Genomic DNA, 18,045 nt, shown 5'->3' with positions numbered 1-18,045 from the left:
TCTTTCGGAAAGCCTGCAGCTGCTCTTTGTCCTGAAACCAGATAACAAATTTATCACAGGTAAAATCCGGTGACTCCAGATCCGTTGGCATTGTATAACCGCGTTTCACGAAAGCGTCATATTGTGCCACGGCATCCGGATGAATGACCGGACGGACCGGATCATAAGCAACCGCAGTGGATGATTCGAAAACAATGTCCACATTGGTGTCTCTTGCTGCTTTTAACAGTTCCATTGTAATTTCATGGGACTGTGTGACATGTAAAAGATTCTTTCCGCCGCAGTAAATATCAGTGCCGCATCCGCAGACAAATCCGTCAAAGCCGACTTCCTGAAAGCGTGGCTCCACGTTCTGGATACATCTTCCGGTATTTAAAAACATCAGGTTTCCGTTTGCTCTGGCTTTTCGTATCGCAGTGATGGCACTCTGTGGTATAGAACCGTCGATTTCGGAAGTTAAAGTTCCGTCTATATCAAAAAAAGCTATTTTTTTCATTTGGGATTCTCCTTTTCCATCGTATTTCAAACGATTGCATTGTATAGTATTTCTTGGAAATAGTCAAAGAAAATATGAAAAATCAGTAAATTCGGATACCATAAGCATGAAAAATATGGTAAAATATGTATAACTTTGATGAACACGGAGGTTTCGGATAATTATGGAGCAGGATAACAGTAAAGTGGCCTGGGGGAAAGCCTTAAAACCGATATTTGCATTGTTGCTTGTCATTGTTTTATGGCAGGTGCTTGTATTGGAAATGTTAAAGAATGGAATCATCAGCACGTTGATTGCAGTTGTGCTGGTAAGTGCGGTCAGTGTTGTGATTTTTGGGATCGTATTCTGGGTTGTGAAATCACTGCTGAACCAGTTTCTTACAATAGCCCAGGGAAAAACAGAAGATGAACAGGAGCAGACGAAGATCGGAGAAAAAGCGAAAAAGCTGATGGAGCGTGAGGACGACATCGGATTGATGATGCGTTCCGTACATGATTCCATCAGTTCATTTGCAACTGTGATTTCCGGTATCAAAACAGCAACAGAAGAATTAAAATCTGTATCCGATGATTTTAATAATATCTTTCATGATATGGAAGATTCCTTGAAGATCACACAGGATTCAACGCATACGATCGCAGATAACACTGTGACGCAGGCAGCACAGACGGCAGATATGAAAGAGAAGATCGATGCGATCGGCGATCTGATCGCTATGATTTCCGAGAATGTCGATGCCTTGAATGCAAGTGCAGATAAGATGCAGGAATGTAATGAGTCTGCTGAAAATATTATGGGAGAACTGATCGACATCAGTAAGAAGAATGGGGAAGCGATTGAGAATGTAAGAGAGCAGTCTAAGCTTACCAATGATTCTGCCCAGCAGATCCAGACAGTTACCGATATTATTGCAGATATTTCCAATCAGACCAACCTGCTTGCATTAAATGCAAGTATTGAGGCAGCCAGAGCGGGGGAACACGGAAGAGGGTTTGCCGTTGTTGCAGAGCAGATCCGTACTTTGGCAAATCAGTCCAGAGAATCTACGGAGCGTATTAACCAGCTTGTAGCAGACCTTATGGATAAGGCAAATGTGAGCGTGGAGATCACTGAGAAGGTATCCGAGGCAGTCAGCCTCCAGAATGAGAAGATCGATCAGACAAAGGAGATCTTTACAATATTGAACGGTGAGATCGGTCAGGTCGGAAGTGCGATCGAAGGCATCAGCTCTGAGGTGGAAGAATTAAAGAATCACAGTGATAACATTGAGACGGAGACGGTTTCCCTGAAAGAATTTGCAGCTCAGAATGCGGAGAGTGCACAGATCACGATCGAGCATATGAATGAGTTAGACAGCACAGTCAGCAAGTGCAATGCAGCTACAGAACGTGTGGTTGGAGTATCTGATAAGCTGATCGGTTATGTGCATGAGACAGAGGACAGAAAGAAAATATTACCAATCAAATAATGCATAAAATGAATATTGCGTTGTAAATACAACAGAAAAATAACGATGTTTTTATTACAATCTGTACATACCTCGTAACAAGCGCTGGTGTGCAGGGGTAGCCCCCTGTATATCAGCGTTTTACATTACAACATTTCATAAAAAGGAGATTACACAATATGGAACAGAAAATGTTTTGTTTTCAGTGTGAACAGACTGCGGGATGCAGTGGATGTACAGGAAATGCAGGTGTGTGTGGCAAATCTGCAAATACAGCAAAATTACAGGATGAACTGACCGGAGCATTGATCGGTCTTGCAAAATCCTGTGGAAATAATCCCAAAACAGAAAATACCGACCGTATTATCATCGAAGGTTTATTTACAACGATCACGAATGTGAATTTCAATGATGAGACTTTAAAAGAGATGATCGCAAAAGTCAAAGCAGAGAAAAATAAAATTGTACCGGATTGCAGTGCCTGTCAGAATCCATGTGGCAACACAGACGATTATGACATGAACAATCTGTGGAATGACAATGAGGATATCCGCTCTTTAAAATCACTGATTTTATTTGGAATCCGTGGTATGGCAGCTTACGCTTACCATGCGATGGTGTTGGGCTACACTTCGGACGAAGTGAACAGCTTCTTTTACCGCGCATTATCCGTGATCGGTTATGACATGGATATGGATCTTCTGCTTCCGGTCGTACTCGAAGTGGGAGAGAAAAATCTGATCTGTATGGAACTTTTAGATAAGGCAAACACGGAGACATTTGGGACACCGACACCAACCACAGTTCCATTGTCCGTAGAAAAAGGCCCATTTATTGTGATCACTGGACATGATCTTTATGACCTGAAACTGTTATTAGAGCAGACAAAGGATAAAGGAATCAATATTTACACCCACGGAGAGATGCTCCCGGCACATGCTTATCCGGAATTGAAGAAATATCCGCATTTAAAAGGAAATTTTGGAACTGCATGGCAGAACCAGCAGAAGGAATTTGATCATCTTCCGGCACCAATCCTTTATACAACAAACTGTCTGATGCCGGTAAAACCAAGCTATGCAGACCGTGTATTTACGACAGAGGTGGTTTCTTATCCTGAGATGGTTCACATAGGGGAAGAAAAAGACTTTACCCCGGTCATTGAGAAAGCATTAGAACTTGGCGGCTATGAAGCTGACCGTGAGATGACAGGGATCAATGGCGGTAAGACGGTCATGACCGGTTTTGGACATGGAACCGTGTTAGGAGTTGCAGATCAGGTGATCGATGCTGTGAAATCCGGAGCAATCAGCCACTTTTTCTTAGTGGGTGGCTGTGATGGAGCAAGAGTTGGAAGAAACTACTATACGGAATTTGTAAAACAGACACCAAAGGATTCTGTCATTCTCACGCTTGCCTGTGGAAAATACCGTTTTAATGACCTTGATCTTGGAACCATCGGCGGACTTCCAAGAATTATGGATATGGGACAGTGTAACGATGCTTATAGTGCAATCAAGGTTGCAATTGCGCTCGCAGAAGCGTTTGACTGCAACGTGAACGAACTTCCACTTTCCATGGTATTGTCCTGGTATGAGCAGAAAGCAGTCTGCATTTTACTGACGTTGTTACACCTTGGTATTAAAAAATATTTATCTTGGACCAACTCTGCCGGCGTTTCTTTCACCGAATATTTTGAATTATCTGGTAGAAAATTATCAGATTTCTCCGATCAGCACCCCGGAGGAAGATCTGAAAAAAATACTTGGCTGATTGAAGTCTGCCATTTGTATTCGAACATAGAGTGTGCTAGAATAAGGCTGTTGCACTGTGAAAAGTGTGTCAGCCTTATTCTGCGTGTGTCTGATGGCAGATTTTGCACAAAAGAGATAAGGCGGAAGTTTTATTTGACAGTACAAGAGGAGATTTTTATGGAAAAAGAGACAGAAAAACAGAATCTTGGGAGTGGCAGCATTCCCGGTTTAATGATAAAACTGGCGGTGCCTACAATTATCGCACAGCTTGTAAACCTTCTATATAATTTGGTTGACCGTATTTATATCGGACATATCCGCGAGGTGGGGGATATTGCACTGACCGGACTCGGGTTATGTTTTCCGGTACTTATGATGGTTACGGCATTTGCAATGCTCATCGGTTCCGGTGGCGCACCGAGAGCCGCAATTTATATGGGAAAAGGGGACAATGAGACAGCGGAGCGTATTCTTGGAAACAGTGTGACAAGCCTGATCGTAATCTCGGTTGTGCTGACCATCTTTCTGGAAGCAGTCGCGGAGCCGATTCTGTGGATGTTTGGCGCGAGTGAGAAAACCTTGCCATTTGCATTGGGATATATGCGGATCTATGTGGCGGGGAGTATTTTTGTCATGATGACGCTGGGATTGAATATGTTTATCACAACACAGGGATTTGCAAAGATCAGTATGAAGACAGTTCTGATCGGAGCAATTTGCAATATCATTCTTGATCCTTTATTTATTTTTGCATTTCATATGGGCGTAAAGGGCGCGGCCGTTGCAACGATTCTCTCACAGGCAGTTTCCGCCGTGTGGGTGTTTTCTTTTTTGAATGGAAAACAGACAAAACTTCGTATCCGAAAAGAATATTTAAAAGTACAGCCGCAGATCATTCTTCCGGTCATGGGACTTGGTCTGGCATCATTTGTCATGAATATTACGGAGAGCCTTATAAACATTGCATTTAATGCGTCCCTGTCGAAATACGGCGGAGATGTGGCAGTGGGAGCGATGACGATCCTTGCAAGTATTATGCAGTTACAGTTCATGCCGGTGCAGGGGCTTGGACAGGGCGCACAACCGCTTATCAGCTATAACTATGGCGCGGCAAAGGTTGACCGTGTGAAAAAGACGATTCGCATTTTGATCGTGGTAAGTCTCATTTACACGATGGCATTCTGGCTGTTTGTAGAGTGTTTCCCGGGGGTTTTTGTACAGCTGTTCAACAGCAGTTCCCCGGAATTGTATGAGATGACGACGTGGGCTGCCCGGATTTATATGGGCATGACCGGTATCTTTGGAATCCAGATGGCAATCCAGCAGACGTTTATGTCGCTTGGACAGGCAAAACTTTCCTTATTCATTGCATGTTTAAGAAAAATCATCTTGTTGCTCCCACTGATCTATCTGATGCCGATGTTCATTGAGAACAAAGTGTTTGCAGTGTTTTTAGCAGAGCCTGTTTCGGACTTTATTTCGGTTGCAGTGGCTTCCACACTGTTTTTATGTAATATAAAAAAGATTCTGGCAAAGGCGTAAGAATATGACAAAAGATCTGACACAGGGGAAAATTACTCCATTACTTGTAAAATTTACGATACCACTTTTATTTGGAAACATTTTTCAATTGATGTATAACTCGGTGGACAGCATTATCGTCGGTCAGCTTGTGGGAAAAGAGGCATTGGCGGCGGTCGGCACAAGCAATCCATTAATGACGCTTGCAATTTTGTTTGTGAACGGCATGTGTATCGGGGCTTCCATTTTGATGGGGACCCAGTACGGCGCAAAGAAAATGGATGTTTTAAAGCGGCAGATCAGCACGACGATGATCGCAGGAATTGTGTTCTCCATTGCGGTCACGATGTTTTGCATTCTTTTTGCCAGACCGCTATTATTACTGATCCGGGTGCAGGAGGAAGTGCTTCCGCTTGCAGTTTCTTATCTGAGAATCGTGTTTTTGGGATTTATTTTTACATTTATCTATAATTTTTTTGCATGCACATTGCGGGCGCTGGGAGACAGCACGACACCGCTCTATTTTCTTGTGGCAAGCTCGGTGCTCAATATCATCGGGGATTTGTTTTTCGTGGCAGTGCTCAGATGGGGCAGCATGGGCTGTGCGGTCGCAACGGTCGTCAGCGAGGCGGTGTGTTGTATGCTTTGCATCATTTACATTAAGAGAAAGGTGCCGGAGTTAAATCTTGGAAAAGCATGGTTTGTATTCGATGGAACGCTGCTGAAACAGACGATCCTCTATGGATGGACGAGTGCGATGCAGCAGGGAACCGTGCAGCTTGGAAAAATCGGCGTGCAGGCAATTGCCAACACAATGGGAGTTTCCGTGATGGCGGCGTATACGATCGTGAACCGCATTGATGATTTTGCGTGCCTTCCGGAACAGAATATTGCGCACTCTATGACGTCTTTTATGGCGCAGAACAGCGGAGCAGGAAAAAAAGACCGTGTGCGAAAGGGATTCTGGGGCGGTATGAAGATCGAACTGGTTTATGGAATGATCATTTTTCTGGTGTGCTTCTTTTTTGCAGAGCCGGTTGTGCGTTTGTTCGTCAGAGACACAGATGTTGTAAAAGAGGGCGTCACTTATCTGAAACTGATCTCATTTATGTATCTGCTCCCGGCAGTTACGAATGGCATACAGGGATATTTCCGGGGAATCGGAGATCTGAAGATCACGCTCATCAGCAGTATGGTAAATATGGGCGTGCGTGTGCTCGCAGCATTTGTTTTTGTGTTTGGCTTTGCAATGAAGGTAGAGACATTCCCGTTTGCGTGTCTGGCAGGATGGATTGCCATGCTGATTACGGAAGTGCCTCTTTTAGTGCGCAGTTATGGGCGCCTGAAGCACGGAGAGAATGCTGTGATCTAGAAGGATATACAAGATATTGGACATGAATGACAGGGAAAAATGATGGAAGAAAACAGGGCAGAACAATTGCTTTTTTTATGGGAAAAAATTTCAGAAGGAGAAATCCGTCTGCTTCGGGTATTCGGAGAACAGCCGGTCGTGACAGTGCCGGGATTTATCGATGGAAGATGCGTGCGGGAACTGGGCGATTATTGCTTTTCAAGAAGAAAGCTTCCGGAGAATGAGATCCGGTATTCAAGGTACTGCGGAGGTATGTGGGAGAGCGGTCTGTCTGTGTTGACAGACAAAGAGAAAAAGGATCGTATTTCCTCAGAACAGGAAGAAAATATTATTTCTTTGGAAACAATAGAACAGGATGGAAAACTGCACGAATTATCGGAAAAATATATCAAAGAGGTACAACTTCCGGCAGACATTGTGAAAATAGGAGGCTGTGCGTTTTATAACTGTACGAAAATGAAAAGGATCAGTGTTTATCCAAAACTTGTGGAAGTGGGAAGCGATGCGTTTATGAATTGCCTGAATCTGCGAAGCTTACGGATGTGTGCAGGGGTAGAGGAGCCGACCGGACTAAAACAGCTTCTCGCGCAGATCAAATGGCAGGTGGAAGTATCGTTTGAACAGGAGGACGGAGAGAGAGAGGCAGTTCTTATGTATCCGGAATATTATGAGAGCTACGATGAGATCGGACCGGCGCATATTTTTGAACTGAATCTTACCGGAGAGGGCTTCCGCGCAAGACAGTGCTTTAAGGAGGGTGTCATTTTACTGAATGCCTATGATGAGATTTTCCCACAGGCGTGCGTGGAGGAGTCCGCAGAGGTGCTTATCCCGATGGCGTGGAACCGCTTATATACTGCATGTGGGCTGTCGCCGGAGGCAAGGGCAGCTTATGAGGCTTATGTGAGGGAACAGTCCGGGAAGGTTTTAACCATTCTTTTAAAGAAAAGAGAGTTGAAACCGTTACATTTCTTCTTTGAGAAAGGATACGGCAGGAAAGAACAGATAGAGGATGCCGTTGCAATCGCTTCACACGAGGAATGGATGGAAGGCGTGGCAAGCCTCATCGCGTGGAAGCGGCAGTTATTTGCAGAGCCAGAGAAAACGGCGGATGTGAAGAGCCGATATTCATTTCAGGATTTTTAAGATATAATTGCAAAACTCATACAAATGTAAATTGAATTGTGAAAAATTAACAAAAGACATGAAAGACACTGGGGAGCCGCCGGTCCTTAGAAGTCAGATTCTGTATTTCATTCTGATTTATCAGAAATGAAATGCAGGATCTGACTTCTTAGTACCGCTGCGAGTGACACGTAGCGAGAGCGTGTCTTGAATGTTTTTGTTAATTTTGAACAATTCGAAAAAGATTACGAGGAGTTTTGAAATTATTAATTTAACAATAAAGGAGCTGACATGGAGCAGTTTAGGAGTAAACATAAGCAGACACAGAGCGAGTGGGAGGCAGAGATGTCGAAGAAAGTTCTGGAGTTTGTGCGAAGTGAACTATATATGGATCTGCGCTTTTTAGATATTGCACTCGGCACGCTTGTTTACCGGGCGGATGAGAATATCAGAAGCTTTGCGACTGACGGCACATATCTTTATTTTTCCACGGAGCAGGTGTTAAGGGTGTTTCAGGGCAACCCAAAATATCTCGACCGGGCATACCTGCACAGCGTGCTGCACTGTATCTTTTTCCATCTCTGGATCGGTGGAAAGAGAGACCGGGAAAAATGGAATCTTGCCTGCGATATTGCGGTGGAATACACGATCGACCAGATGGACAAACCGAGTACGAGGCGGATCTTAAGCTGGCAGAGACAAACGGTTTATGAAGAGCTAAAACAGCTAAAGAGCGGGATCTCCGCGGCGGTTATTTATCGTTATCTAAGTGGCAGAAAGCCGGCAGAACTGATCGCACTGCAAAAGGAATTTTACACGGACGACCATCGTTACTGGCCGAAGGAGGAACAGAAAAATGCCGCAAATGAGGACGCCAGAAAACAATGGGATAAAATTGCAAGGCAGACGCGCATGGAAAAGGAATCCAGAGGGGATGAGACAGAGGATGGAGAAGAAATTCTTGCTGTACAGCTGAAGGCAGAGAAGAGCAGACAAAGTTATGCAGATTTTCTGCGTAAATTTTCCGTTCTGCGGGAGGAACTGCATGCGGATCCCGATGAGTTTGACCTGAATTATTATACTTATGGATTGCGGCTTTACGGAAATATGCCGCTCATTGAGCCGGTGGAGAGCCGGGAGGTCAAAAAAATCCAGGAGTTTGTCATTGTGGTCGATACGAGTTATTCAACCAGCGGAGAACTCATCCACAATTTTTTGAAAGAGACCTATACGATCCTGACCGAACAGAACAGTTTTTTTGCAAAAAGCAGAATACGCATCATTCAGTGTGACGATCAGGTGCGCATGGATGAGGAGGTAAAAAACAGCCGCGAACTCGAACAGCTTTTAAATCGTTTTACCGTTATAGGAGGCGGCGGAACAGATTTCAGACCGGCTTTTGCTTATGTGAACGAATTATTAGAGCAGGGCGTGTTGAAAAATCTTGGCGGGCTGTTATATTTTACGGATGGCAAGGGCATTTATCCGAAGAAACGGCCGGAATATAAGACCGCATTTCTGTTTCTGGATGATTATGATGAGAGTGCCGTTCCACCGTGGGCAATGAGACTCCGGGTGGAACAGGAGGATATTTTGGCAGAGGAGACAAGGAGAAACCATGAACATTAAACAGGCAAAAGAAGAAATCAAACATACCGTGCAGGCATATCTGAGCAAAGATGCATTTGGCGAATATAAAATCCCGGCGGTCAGACAGCGTCCGGTTCTGTTGATTGGACCACCGGGAATCGGAAAGACACAGATCATGGAGCAGATTGCCAGAGAGTGTGAGATCGGGCTTGTGGCGTATACCATCACCCACCACACAAGGCAGAGCGCAGTAGGACTTCCGTTTATTAAGGAGGAGCAGTACGACGGAAAAACATATTCTGTGACGGAGTACACCATGAGCGAGATTATTGCGAGTGTCTACCGCAAAATCGAGGAGGGCGGCAGGAAAGAGGGAATCCTTTTTATTGACGAGATCAACTGCGTTTCTGAGACGCTGGCGCCGACCATGCTGCAATTTTTGCAGTGTAAAACGTTTGGCAACCAGGCAGTCCCGGAGGGATGGATCATTGCTGCAGCCGGAAATCCGCCGGAGTACAACAAGTCGGTAAGAGATTTTGATATGGTAACGTTAGACCGTGTGCGCTGCATGAATATCGAGGCAGATCTTGGCGTGTGGAAGGAATATGCAAGAGAAAAACGTTTAAACAGCGCAATTTTAAGCTATCTGGAACTTCGTCCGAAGAATTTTTACCGCGTGGAGGCGGACGTGGACGGATTACAGTTTGTGACCGCCAGAGGCTGGGAGGATTTAAGCAATCTCATGGATGTCTACGAGGAACTTGGAATTCCTGTGGACGAGGAGATCATTCATGAGTTTCTGCGGCATGAAGATGTGGCGGAGGATGTGTCTGCCTACTTTGATCTGTATAAAAAATATCAGGACGATTATGGCATTGCAGAGATTTTGGAGGGAAAAGTAAAGCCTTCCGTCTATGCGCGTATCGATCAGGCAGCGTTTGATGAGAGGCTTTCGGTGGTCAATCTGCTGCTGGATGGTGTCTCAAATGTCTTTTATCAGATACAGAGAGAGCGTGAGATCACGGATGTATGGTATGATTTTTTGAAGGAATACCGTCAAAAATTAAAAAATTCTTTGCAGGCAAAAGGAATTTTTGAAACGATTCTTGCAGAAAAAACAGCGTCAGATGAGCAGAACGAGAAACAGCAGTTTGTCTCAAAAGCACAGAGTGACCGTGCACGCAGCCTGAACGAAAAATTGAAGGAATGTGCGAAAAAGATTGCAGCCGAGGAAACAATTAATATAGAAGAAACTGCTTTATTTGCGCTCGCAAAAGAGCCGTTTGACGCACAGTGTGAAAAACTGCAAAGCCTTGAAAATCAAGGGATTGAAACCTTAGAACATGCATTTACATTTATGGAGCAGGCATTTTCGGATGGACAGGAAATGGTAGTTTTTGTGACAGAACTTACGATCACACCGGAGATCGCGGTCTTCTTAAGTGAGCATCGCATAGAGCGTTATGAAACATATAAAAATCAGCTCCTGATCGGCACAAAACGCGCAGAAATTCTGTCTGAGATCGCAAGAGATTAAGACTGTTTCCAGATTTTTTGGGGAAAAATTAATGGAAGTTGCATAAAAATAAGCAGAAAAGCTCACAATAATTGTAATATCTGACTGTTTCTGCTTTAACGCGAAAAAGTTATAACTGACTCGTTAGTAGATTATTTACACAAATGAAAAAAATATATGGTAAAATTCAAAGAAATTTTCTCAGCACAGTTCCTGAATGAGAAATTTGACTTTTGGGAATAATTGAGTATGATAGGGTTTTGTAATGAAGCGGCAGATAAATTTTTGGTTTATCTGTCGTTTTACTATGTTATGTATCATTCTTGAGGAAAGGAGAAAAATGAGAAAAAAAATATTGGACGCAGCATTACTTTTTGCTTTCGCATTGTGCTTGATTGTTACGTCCAACATTCAGGAAGAGGCAGCATATGTTGCAGAGCTTGAGAATGAGGCAGTACCGCTTCAGGATCAGGAGGCAGAGCCGGAAGAAATGCAATTTTCCGCCGGTGTGGCAGCTGCAATTTCCGCAAATTCATTTACCACAGAATCAGATGAAAAAACAGGTGTTGAAAAGAAAGATGTTGTTTTAGTGACAACTTCAAATGATTCAGAAAGTAATTTAGAAGAAGAGACAGACGGATCAGTTGAAACAAATACAGAAGTAAGTGAGAGTGGTCAGGTGGAGGAAGTTTCTGGAACTTCGCAGGCTCCGACATACAACAATCGTTGGAACATCAGTCTGACCGATGAAGAGATCGATTTGCTGGCCAAAATCGTGTGGTTGGAAGCAAACGGCGAACCTGTCGAGGGGCAGGAAGCGGTTGTCGAGGTGGTGTTAAACCGCATGGCATCCGATTTGTATCCAGATACATTATATGATGTGCTGAGCCAGAACAATCCGGTTCAGTTTGTTTCCTGGAAAAGACGGGATAAAGCGCATCCGACAGAGACAGAGTACCAGTCTATTTATAATGTATTAAATGGAAATACAGACCTATTAAGAAATGATACAATGAATTTTTCAACTTATCCGCTCACATCGAATCTTGATGTAAAAATCTGCTGTCATTATTTTTGTTATTAATATAGAAGAAACAGAATAATGAAGCAAAACAGAGAAGGGACAGAGCATGCGAAGTAATTCGTGCGACTGTCCCTTTTCTGTTTTCAGAAAATATGCTAGAATAGGAATCGTAAATGATTCAAAAAGGGCAGCAAACCCATGAATCATTTTTTCAGTAAAATAAATTGATTGTTGCAAAACTCGTAGAAAGTGTGGAATAAATTTTGAAACATCGACAAGAGCAAAAGAAGACACTGGGGAGCCGCCGGTCCTTAGAAGTCAGATTCTGTATTTCATTCTGAGTTATCAGAAATGAAATGCAGGATCTGACTTCTTAGTACCGTTGCGAGCGACACGTAACGCAAGTGTGTCTTCGTTGATCTTGTTGATGCTTCAAAATCTTCACAGCCTGAATTCGAGTTTTGCAGCAATCTTCAAAATCTAAGGAAAAAATAATCATGAAACAAATGATAGCAGGAATCCTGGCACATGTGGACGCCGGCAAGACCACATTGTCAGAAGCACTTTTATATAGCAGTGGAAGCATTAAAAAAATAGGGCGCGTCGACAACGGCGATACATTTTTAGACACGGATGCGATGGAGAAGAAACGTGGCATCACGATTTTTTCAAAGCAGGCAGAATTACAATTTGGTGACACGAAAATGACACTTTTGGACACACCGGGACATGTGGATTTTTCGGCAGAGATGGAGCGGACGCTGATGGTGCTTGATTACGCCGTGCTTGTCATCAGCGCATCTGACGGAGTGCAGACTCATACACAGACACTCTGGCGGCTTTTAAAACGGTATGAGATCCCGGTATTTCTTTTTATCAATAAAATGGATCAGCCGGGAACCGACAGAGCGGCAATTCTTTTGGAGTTAAAAAAACAGTTGTCGGACGGATGCATTGATTTCACGGAACTTGGCGCAGGAACAGAAGAAGAAGCACAGGAAAACGAGAAAAGTAGTACTATTATGGAAGAAATTGCCATGGAAGATGAGACTGCGATGGAAAGTTTTTTAGAGACCGGAAGGATTGCCGGTGAACAAATCAGGGAAATGATCGTGCAGCGAAAGATATTTCCGTGCTTTTTTGGTTCTGCGCTTCGGAATGCCGGCGTGGATACATTTTTACAGGGGTTTGACCGATATACGCTGGCACCGGAATATCCGGATGGATTTGGCATGAAAGTTTTTAAAATCGCGAGAGATGAGGCAGGCAGCCGGCTGACCTATCTGAAAGTGACCGGAGGAACGTTAAAAGTGAAAGCGCTGCTTTCGAATGCAGATCATGTGCGGTTTGGTGAAGAAGTGTGGGAACAGAAAGTGAACCAGATCCGCATTTATTCCGGAACCAAATATGAGCTGATCAATGAAGCGGATGCCGGAATGGTGTGCGCCGTGACCGGATTAGACCACACATATCCGGGACAGGGATTTGGAATAGAAGCGCAGGGAGAAACACCGGTATTAGAGCCGGTACTGCATTTCCGTCTGATTCTCCCGGAGGGCGTGGAGCCGGCAGTCATGCTGCCAAAATTGCGCCAGATCGAGGAGGAAGAGCCGGAATTACATATTGTATGGAACGAAAAGCTTCAGGAGATCCAGATCCAGATTATGGGCGAGGTTCAGACGGAAATTTTAAAAAGTATGATTGCAGAGCGTTTTGGCGTGGATGTGTCATTTGGCCCGGGCAAGATTGTATACAAGGAAACAATCGCAGATACAGTGGAGGGCGTGGGACATTTTGAACCGCTCAGACATTATGCGGAAGTACATCTTTTGTTAGAGCCGCTGGAACCGGGAAGCGGTATTGTGATCGACACAGACTGCAGTGAGGATGTGCTGGATAAAAACTGGCAGCGGTTGATCGTGACACATTTAAAAGAGCGGGAGCATATCGGAGTGTTGACCGGTTCGGTGATTACAGATATGAAAATCACAGTGATCGGTGGAAGGGCACACACGAAACACACGGAGGGCGGCGATTTCAGACAGGCGACTTACCGGGCAGTGCGTCAGGGCTTAAAACAGGCGCAGTCTGTGCTGCTGGAGCCGTATTATGAATTTCACATAGCTGTTCCGCAGAATATGGTAGGACGTGCTATGACGGATGTTGAAAAGATGCATGGAAAGTTTGAAGGTCCTTATCAGGAGGGCGAAGCACAGGTTCTGCGCGGCATTGCTCCGGTGGTGTGCATGGCAAATTACCAGAAGGAAGTGACTGTCTACACGAAAGGGCTTGGAAAAGTAACGTTCCGGTTTGCGGGATATTACCCATGTCACAACACGGAAGAGGTGGTCGCACAGACCGGTTATGATCCGGAGCGGGATCTTTCGCACCCGGCGGATTCTGTTTTCTGTGCGCACGGAGCAGGATTTATCGTTCCATGGAATGAAGTGCCGGATCACATGCATGTGGAGGGCAGGCTGTTAAAAAAGAAAGAGCAGCAGGAGGAAGCACCTTCCGGTAAAAAGACAAAAACCTACGATCCGGATCACTGGATCGACATTGAGGAGATTGACGCGATCTTAGCACGCACCTATCATGCAAATAAGCATGAGAAGGGAGCGACAAAGCAGTGGCGGACCACGAAAAAAGTGATCTCGGGAGACAATGCGCCGCGCTATGCACCTGTAAAGGCAGTTTCCAAAGAGGAATATCTGCTGGTGGACGGTTATAATATCATTTTTGCATGGGAGAGCTTAAAAGAGCTTGCAGCAGTCAATATCGACGGAGCAAGAGGAAAGCTTTTAGACATTTTGTGCAATTATCAGGGCACAAAAAAATGCAATCTGATCGTGGTGTTTGATGCGTACCGCGTAAAAGGACATCAGACGGAAATGTTCGATCACCATAATATCCATGTCGTGTATACAAAAGAAGCAGAGACTGCCGATGCTTATATTGAAAAGTTTGCACATGAAAATGGAAGAAAATACCATGTGACCGTGGCGACTTCGGATGGTCTTGAGCAGATCATCATCACCGGGCAGGGCTGTCATCTGCTCTCTGCAAGAGAGTTTGAGCGTGAGGTAGAGGCAGCAAACCAGACGCTTCGGGAAGCAATCGACGGAATGAGGGAAAAATCATCCAATCACATTCTGGGAGATGCACTGAAACAATTAACCGATGAGAAAATACAATTGTAAAATTCATAAAAACGGAATTATGAAAATGAATCAATCACAGGAAAAACAGGACGGAGAGAAATTATGTTACCAGAACAATTTTGTGTGCGTATGAAAGAAATGCTCGGAGAGGAGTACGCAGCATTCTATGCAAGCTATGATCTGCCGAAATATCAGGCACTCAGAATCAATCCACTGAAAACAGAGCGGGATACTTTTTTGCTGCAGGCGCCGTTTTCTTTAAACAGAGTGCCGTGGACAACGAATGGCTATTATTACAGTGGGAATGATCAGCCCGGCAGACATCCGTATCATGAGGCGGGCGTTTACTATATCCAGGAGCCGAGTGCGATGGCTCCGGCGGAGTATCTGATGGCGGAACCGGGAGAGCGCATTTTAGATCTGTGTGCCGCACCTGGAGGCAAGAGCTCACAGATTGCATGTTCCATGCAGGGGGAAGGACTGATCGTCTGCAATGAGATTCATCCGGCGAGAGCAAAGATCCTGTCTGAGAACATCGAGCGCATGGGCGTGTGCAATGCGCTTGTGACAAATGAGACACCACAGAAACTTTCGGATAATTTCCGCGAATATTTTGACCGTATTTTAGTGGATGCACCGTGTTCCGGTGAGGGAATGTTCCGCAAGAACGAGGATGCCTGTGATGAGTGGAGTCCGGAAAATGTAGAGAACTGTGCCGCAAGACAGGCGGAGATCTTAGACTGCGCAGCGGAGATGTTAAAGCCGGGCGGACGGCTTGTGTATTCGACCTGCACGTTTGCCCCGACGGAGAATGAAGGCAGTATCAGCCGCTTTTTAGAGCGCCACCCGGAATTTTCAATATTACCGGTGGAGAAAAAAGACGGTATGATGCCGGGTGTGCCGGCGTGGACAGAGCATCCGGCGGATGGTTTAGAACACACCATCCGTCTGTGGCCGCACCATTTAAAAAGGTGAAGGGCATTACCTCGCTGTCTTACAGAAAGCGGGTGTTTTATCCAGAACCTGTCAGGGCTATTGCAGAAACGGTGTGGAGAAGGGAATCAATGAGAAAGAGTGCAGGGAATTTTTTGCATTTGCAGAGGAAAACCTTGTTAAAAATATAACAGGCAATTTTCTGAAATTCGGCGACCAGCTTTATCGGATGCCGGAGGGAATGCCGTCCATCCGGAATCTGAAAGTGCTCCGCCCGGGACTGCATCTGGGAACCTTAAAAAAGAACCGTTTCGAGCCGTCCCATGCACTGGCGTTAGCGTTAAGACCGGATCAGGTAAAGCACGTGTGCAGCTTAGAGAGCGACAGCCCACAGGTCAAAGCATACTTAAATGGACAGACCCTGAATATGGACGGAGAAAAGGGCTGGTATTTAGTGACTGTGGATGGTTACAGCATTGGCTGGGGCAAGTTAGCCGGTGGCATTTTAAAAAATCATTACCCGAAGGGACTTCGAAAAAATGGCTGATGGGAAAACAGGAAAAACTTTAAATTTAACAGAGGGTAATCCGTTAAAACTGATTTTATTATTTGCAATTCCTGTCTTTTTGGGAAGACTGTTCCAGATGATGTACAGTCTGATCGATACCAAGATCGTCGGAAGTATTTTAGGGGAAGAGGCATTGGCGGCAGTTGGCTCCGTGTCGATCCTTTATAATCTTCTGACCGGAATTTTCAGCGGCTTTACATTGGGATTTTCCATTGTGACCGCACAAAACTATGGAAGTGGGAATGAGAAACTTTTAAAGAAAAATGTGGCGTCTTCCATAATGCTGGGAATGATGACGGCGGTTGTGATCATTTTTGCAGTACTGCTTTTCTTAAATCCGATTCTTCATGCCATGAATGTTCCGGAAGAACAGTTTTGCATGGCACATGATTATATCAGGATTTTAGTGTGGGGCATGTTTGTTACACTGGCATACAATCTGTGTGCGGATATGCTCCGGGCAATCGGGGATTCCGTGACACCACTGATCTTTCTGGTCATTGCGGCGGTCACAAATATTGTGCTTGACTATCTCTTTATCGGCGGCTTTTCCATGGGCGTGTCAGGAGCTGCCTGTGCGACGGTGCTGTCACAACTGGTCTCAGCAGTATTATGCTTTCTGCGTATCAAGTCCGGTTTCCCAATCCTTCACATCTCGAAGAATGATCTGGAGTGGGAGAGAGAACGCATGAGAATTCTGTATCAGAACGGACTGGCGATGGCACTCATGTCATCTCTGGTAAACTGCGGTACTTTGATCTTGCAGACGGGAATCAATAAACTTGGAACGAACATTATCGTGGCACATACAGCGGCGCGCAAAGTGTTTGAAATCTTCAGTCTTCCGGTCAGCGTTTTTGGCGCCTCCATGGCAACTTACTGTGGACAGAATTACGGAGCCGGAAAGTATGACAGGATCCGGCAGGGCTTAAAGGCAGTGCTTGGAATCGGCTGTGTGTTCAGTGTGATTATTTTTATTTTATCGCATACGATATCACCGTATCTGATCTCTTTTATTGCAAGTTCAAAGAATAAGGAGGTCATTTACTGGGGCACACAGTATCTGGTGTACGATATGTCTTTTCAGGTGGTCTGTGTGTTTATTGTGATCCTGCGCAATTCGCTGCAGGGAATCGGAGATCAGAGGACGCCCGTCTTTTCAAGTTTTATAGAGCTGGCGGGAAAAGTGGTGTTCACGCTGGTTTTTGTGCGTAGGTTTGGTTATTGGGCAGTCATCTGGACAGAACCGGTCATATGGATCTGCATGGTGATCCCACTGATCGTGACGGCAGCAGGAAACCCGGTATTATTTGGAAAACAAAAATAGGAGCTTTCTATGGAGCGTTGGATATGGTTTCTGGGAATGGCAGTCTTTTATGGAGTGCTGTTTCTATGGTTTTTAAATCAGGTGAAAAAGCCGGATTATAAGAAAAATTATGTGCTTGTAAAGACACTGCAGAGTGCAGCGTTTGTGTCTGTGTTTCTGGCAGCAGCAGTTGTCAGTCGGGATATTCTGGATTTCTGGCTGATGCTTCCGG

10 protein-coding genes and 2 pseudogenes are annotated in these 18,045 nt (G+C 44.8%); 11 read left to right on the top strand and 1 reads right to left on the bottom strand.

Annotated features, from left to right (window positions below):
- Positions 1 to 496 (bottom strand): HAD family hydrolase (locus ROSEINA2194_RS02160; RefSeq protein ID WP_007882825.1); only part of this gene is annotated, 496 nt, incomplete at its 3' end.
- 163 nt (positions 497 to 659) lie between these two features.
- Between ROSEINA2194_RS02160 and ROSEINA2194_RS02155 the strand changes: the two genes are divergently transcribed.
- From ROSEINA2194_RS02155 to ROSEINA2194_RS02105, 11 genes and pseudogenes are all read left to right on the top strand, one after another.
- Positions 660 to 1,964, top strand: coding sequence for a methyl-accepting chemotaxis protein (locus tag ROSEINA2194_RS02155; RefSeq protein WP_007882823.1), 1,305 nt, complete (start codon positions 660 to 662; stop codon positions 1,962 to 1,964).
- A 158-nt stretch (positions 1,965 to 2,122) separates the two neighbouring features.
- Positions 2,123 to 3,716, top strand: a pseudogene (hcp, locus tag ROSEINA2194_RS23425) (hydroxylamine reductase).
- Between the two features lie 158 nt (positions 3,717 to 3,874).
- A complete protein-coding gene (locus ROSEINA2194_RS23420) occupies positions 3,875 to 5,239 on the top strand; it encodes an MATE family efflux transporter (RefSeq protein ID WP_021924190.1) in 1,365 nt (454 codons plus the stop codon).
- Between the two features lie 4 nt (positions 5,240 to 5,243).
- The gene (locus ROSEINA2194_RS02140; protein ID WP_007882821.1) at positions 5,244 to 6,590 is read left to right on the top strand and encodes an MATE family efflux transporter; all 1,347 of its coding nucleotides are present in this window, start codon (positions 5,244 to 5,246) and stop codon (positions 6,588 to 6,590) included.
- A 39-nt stretch (positions 6,591 to 6,629) separates the two neighbouring features.
- On the top strand, positions 6,630 to 7,736 hold the full coding sequence (locus ROSEINA2194_RS02135) for a leucine-rich repeat protein (protein WP_007882820.1): 1,107 nt from the start codon (positions 6,630 to 6,632) through the stop codon (positions 7,734 to 7,736).
- A gap of 270 nt (positions 7,737 to 8,006) precedes the next feature.
- A complete protein-coding gene (locus tag ROSEINA2194_RS02130; RefSeq protein WP_007882814.1) occupies positions 8,007 to 9,344 on the top strand; it encodes a vWA domain-containing protein in 1,338 nt (445 codons plus the stop codon).
- On the top strand, positions 9,334 to 10,842 hold the full coding sequence (locus ROSEINA2194_RS02125) for an ATP-binding protein (protein WP_007882812.1): 1,509 nt from the start codon (positions 9,334 to 9,336) through the stop codon (positions 10,840 to 10,842). The genes ROSEINA2194_RS02130 and ROSEINA2194_RS02125 overlap by 11 nt, the downstream gene beginning before the upstream one ends.
- Before the next feature lie 319 nt (positions 10,843 to 11,161).
- Positions 11,162 to 11,905 (top strand): cell wall hydrolase, encoded by a 744-nt coding sequence (locus ROSEINA2194_RS02120; protein ID WP_044926949.1) that lies wholly within the window; start codon positions 11,162 to 11,164, stop codon positions 11,903 to 11,905.
- A 437-nt stretch (positions 11,906 to 12,342) separates the two neighbouring features.
- A complete protein-coding gene (locus ROSEINA2194_RS02115) occupies positions 12,343 to 15,045 on the top strand; it encodes a translation factor GTPase family protein (RefSeq protein WP_007882802.1) in 2,703 nt (900 codons plus the stop codon).
- A 63-nt stretch (positions 15,046 to 15,108) separates the two neighbouring features.
- A pseudogene (locus ROSEINA2194_RS23415) lies at positions 15,109 to 16,486 on the top strand (RsmF rRNA methyltransferase first C-terminal domain-containing protein).
- Complete coding sequence (locus ROSEINA2194_RS02105) at positions 16,479 to 17,834, top strand: MATE family efflux transporter (RefSeq protein ID WP_007882795.1); 1,356 nt, start codon at positions 16,479 to 16,481, stop codon at positions 17,832 to 17,834. Before ROSEINA2194_RS23415 ends, ROSEINA2194_RS02105 begins: the two are co-directional and overlap by 8 nt.
- Positions 17,835 to 18,045: the final 211 nt, after the last annotated feature.

Source organism: Roseburia inulinivorans DSM 16841 (genome assembly GCF_000174195.1).
Classification (GTDB): Bacteria; Bacillota; Clostridia; order Lachnospirales; family Lachnospiraceae; genus Roseburia; species Roseburia inulinivorans.
This window is presented reverse-complemented; position numbering and strand designations above follow the sequence as displayed.

Coding starts and splice junctions, on each gene's coding strand:
- ROSEINA2194_RS02155 (WP_007882823.1), top strand. CDS start 660: ATGGAGCAGGATAACAGTAAAGTGGCCTGGGGGAAAGCCTTAAAACCG.
- ROSEINA2194_RS23420 (WP_021924190.1), top strand. CDS start 3,875: ATGGAAAAAGAGACAGAAAAACAGAATCTTGGGAGTGGCAGCATTCCC.
- ROSEINA2194_RS02140 (WP_007882821.1), top strand. CDS start 5,244: ATGACAAAAGATCTGACACAGGGGAAAATTACTCCATTACTTGTAAAA.
- ROSEINA2194_RS02135 (WP_007882820.1), top strand. CDS start 6,630: ATGATGGAAGAAAACAGGGCAGAACAATTGCTTTTTTTATGGGAAAAA.
- ROSEINA2194_RS02130 (WP_007882814.1), top strand. CDS start 8,007: ATGGAGCAGTTTAGGAGTAAACATAAGCAGACACAGAGCGAGTGGGAG.
- ROSEINA2194_RS02125 (WP_007882812.1), top strand. CDS start 9,334: ATGAACATTAAACAGGCAAAAGAAGAAATCAAACATACCGTGCAGGCA.
- ROSEINA2194_RS02120 (WP_044926949.1), top strand. CDS start 11,162: ATGAGAAAAAAAATATTGGACGCAGCATTACTTTTTGCTTTCGCATTG.
- ROSEINA2194_RS02115 (WP_007882802.1), top strand. CDS start 12,343: ATGAAACAAATGATAGCAGGAATCCTGGCACATGTGGACGCCGGCAAG.
- ROSEINA2194_RS02105 (WP_007882795.1), top strand. CDS start 16,479: ATGGCTGATGGGAAAACAGGAAAAACTTTAAATTTAACAGAGGGTAAT.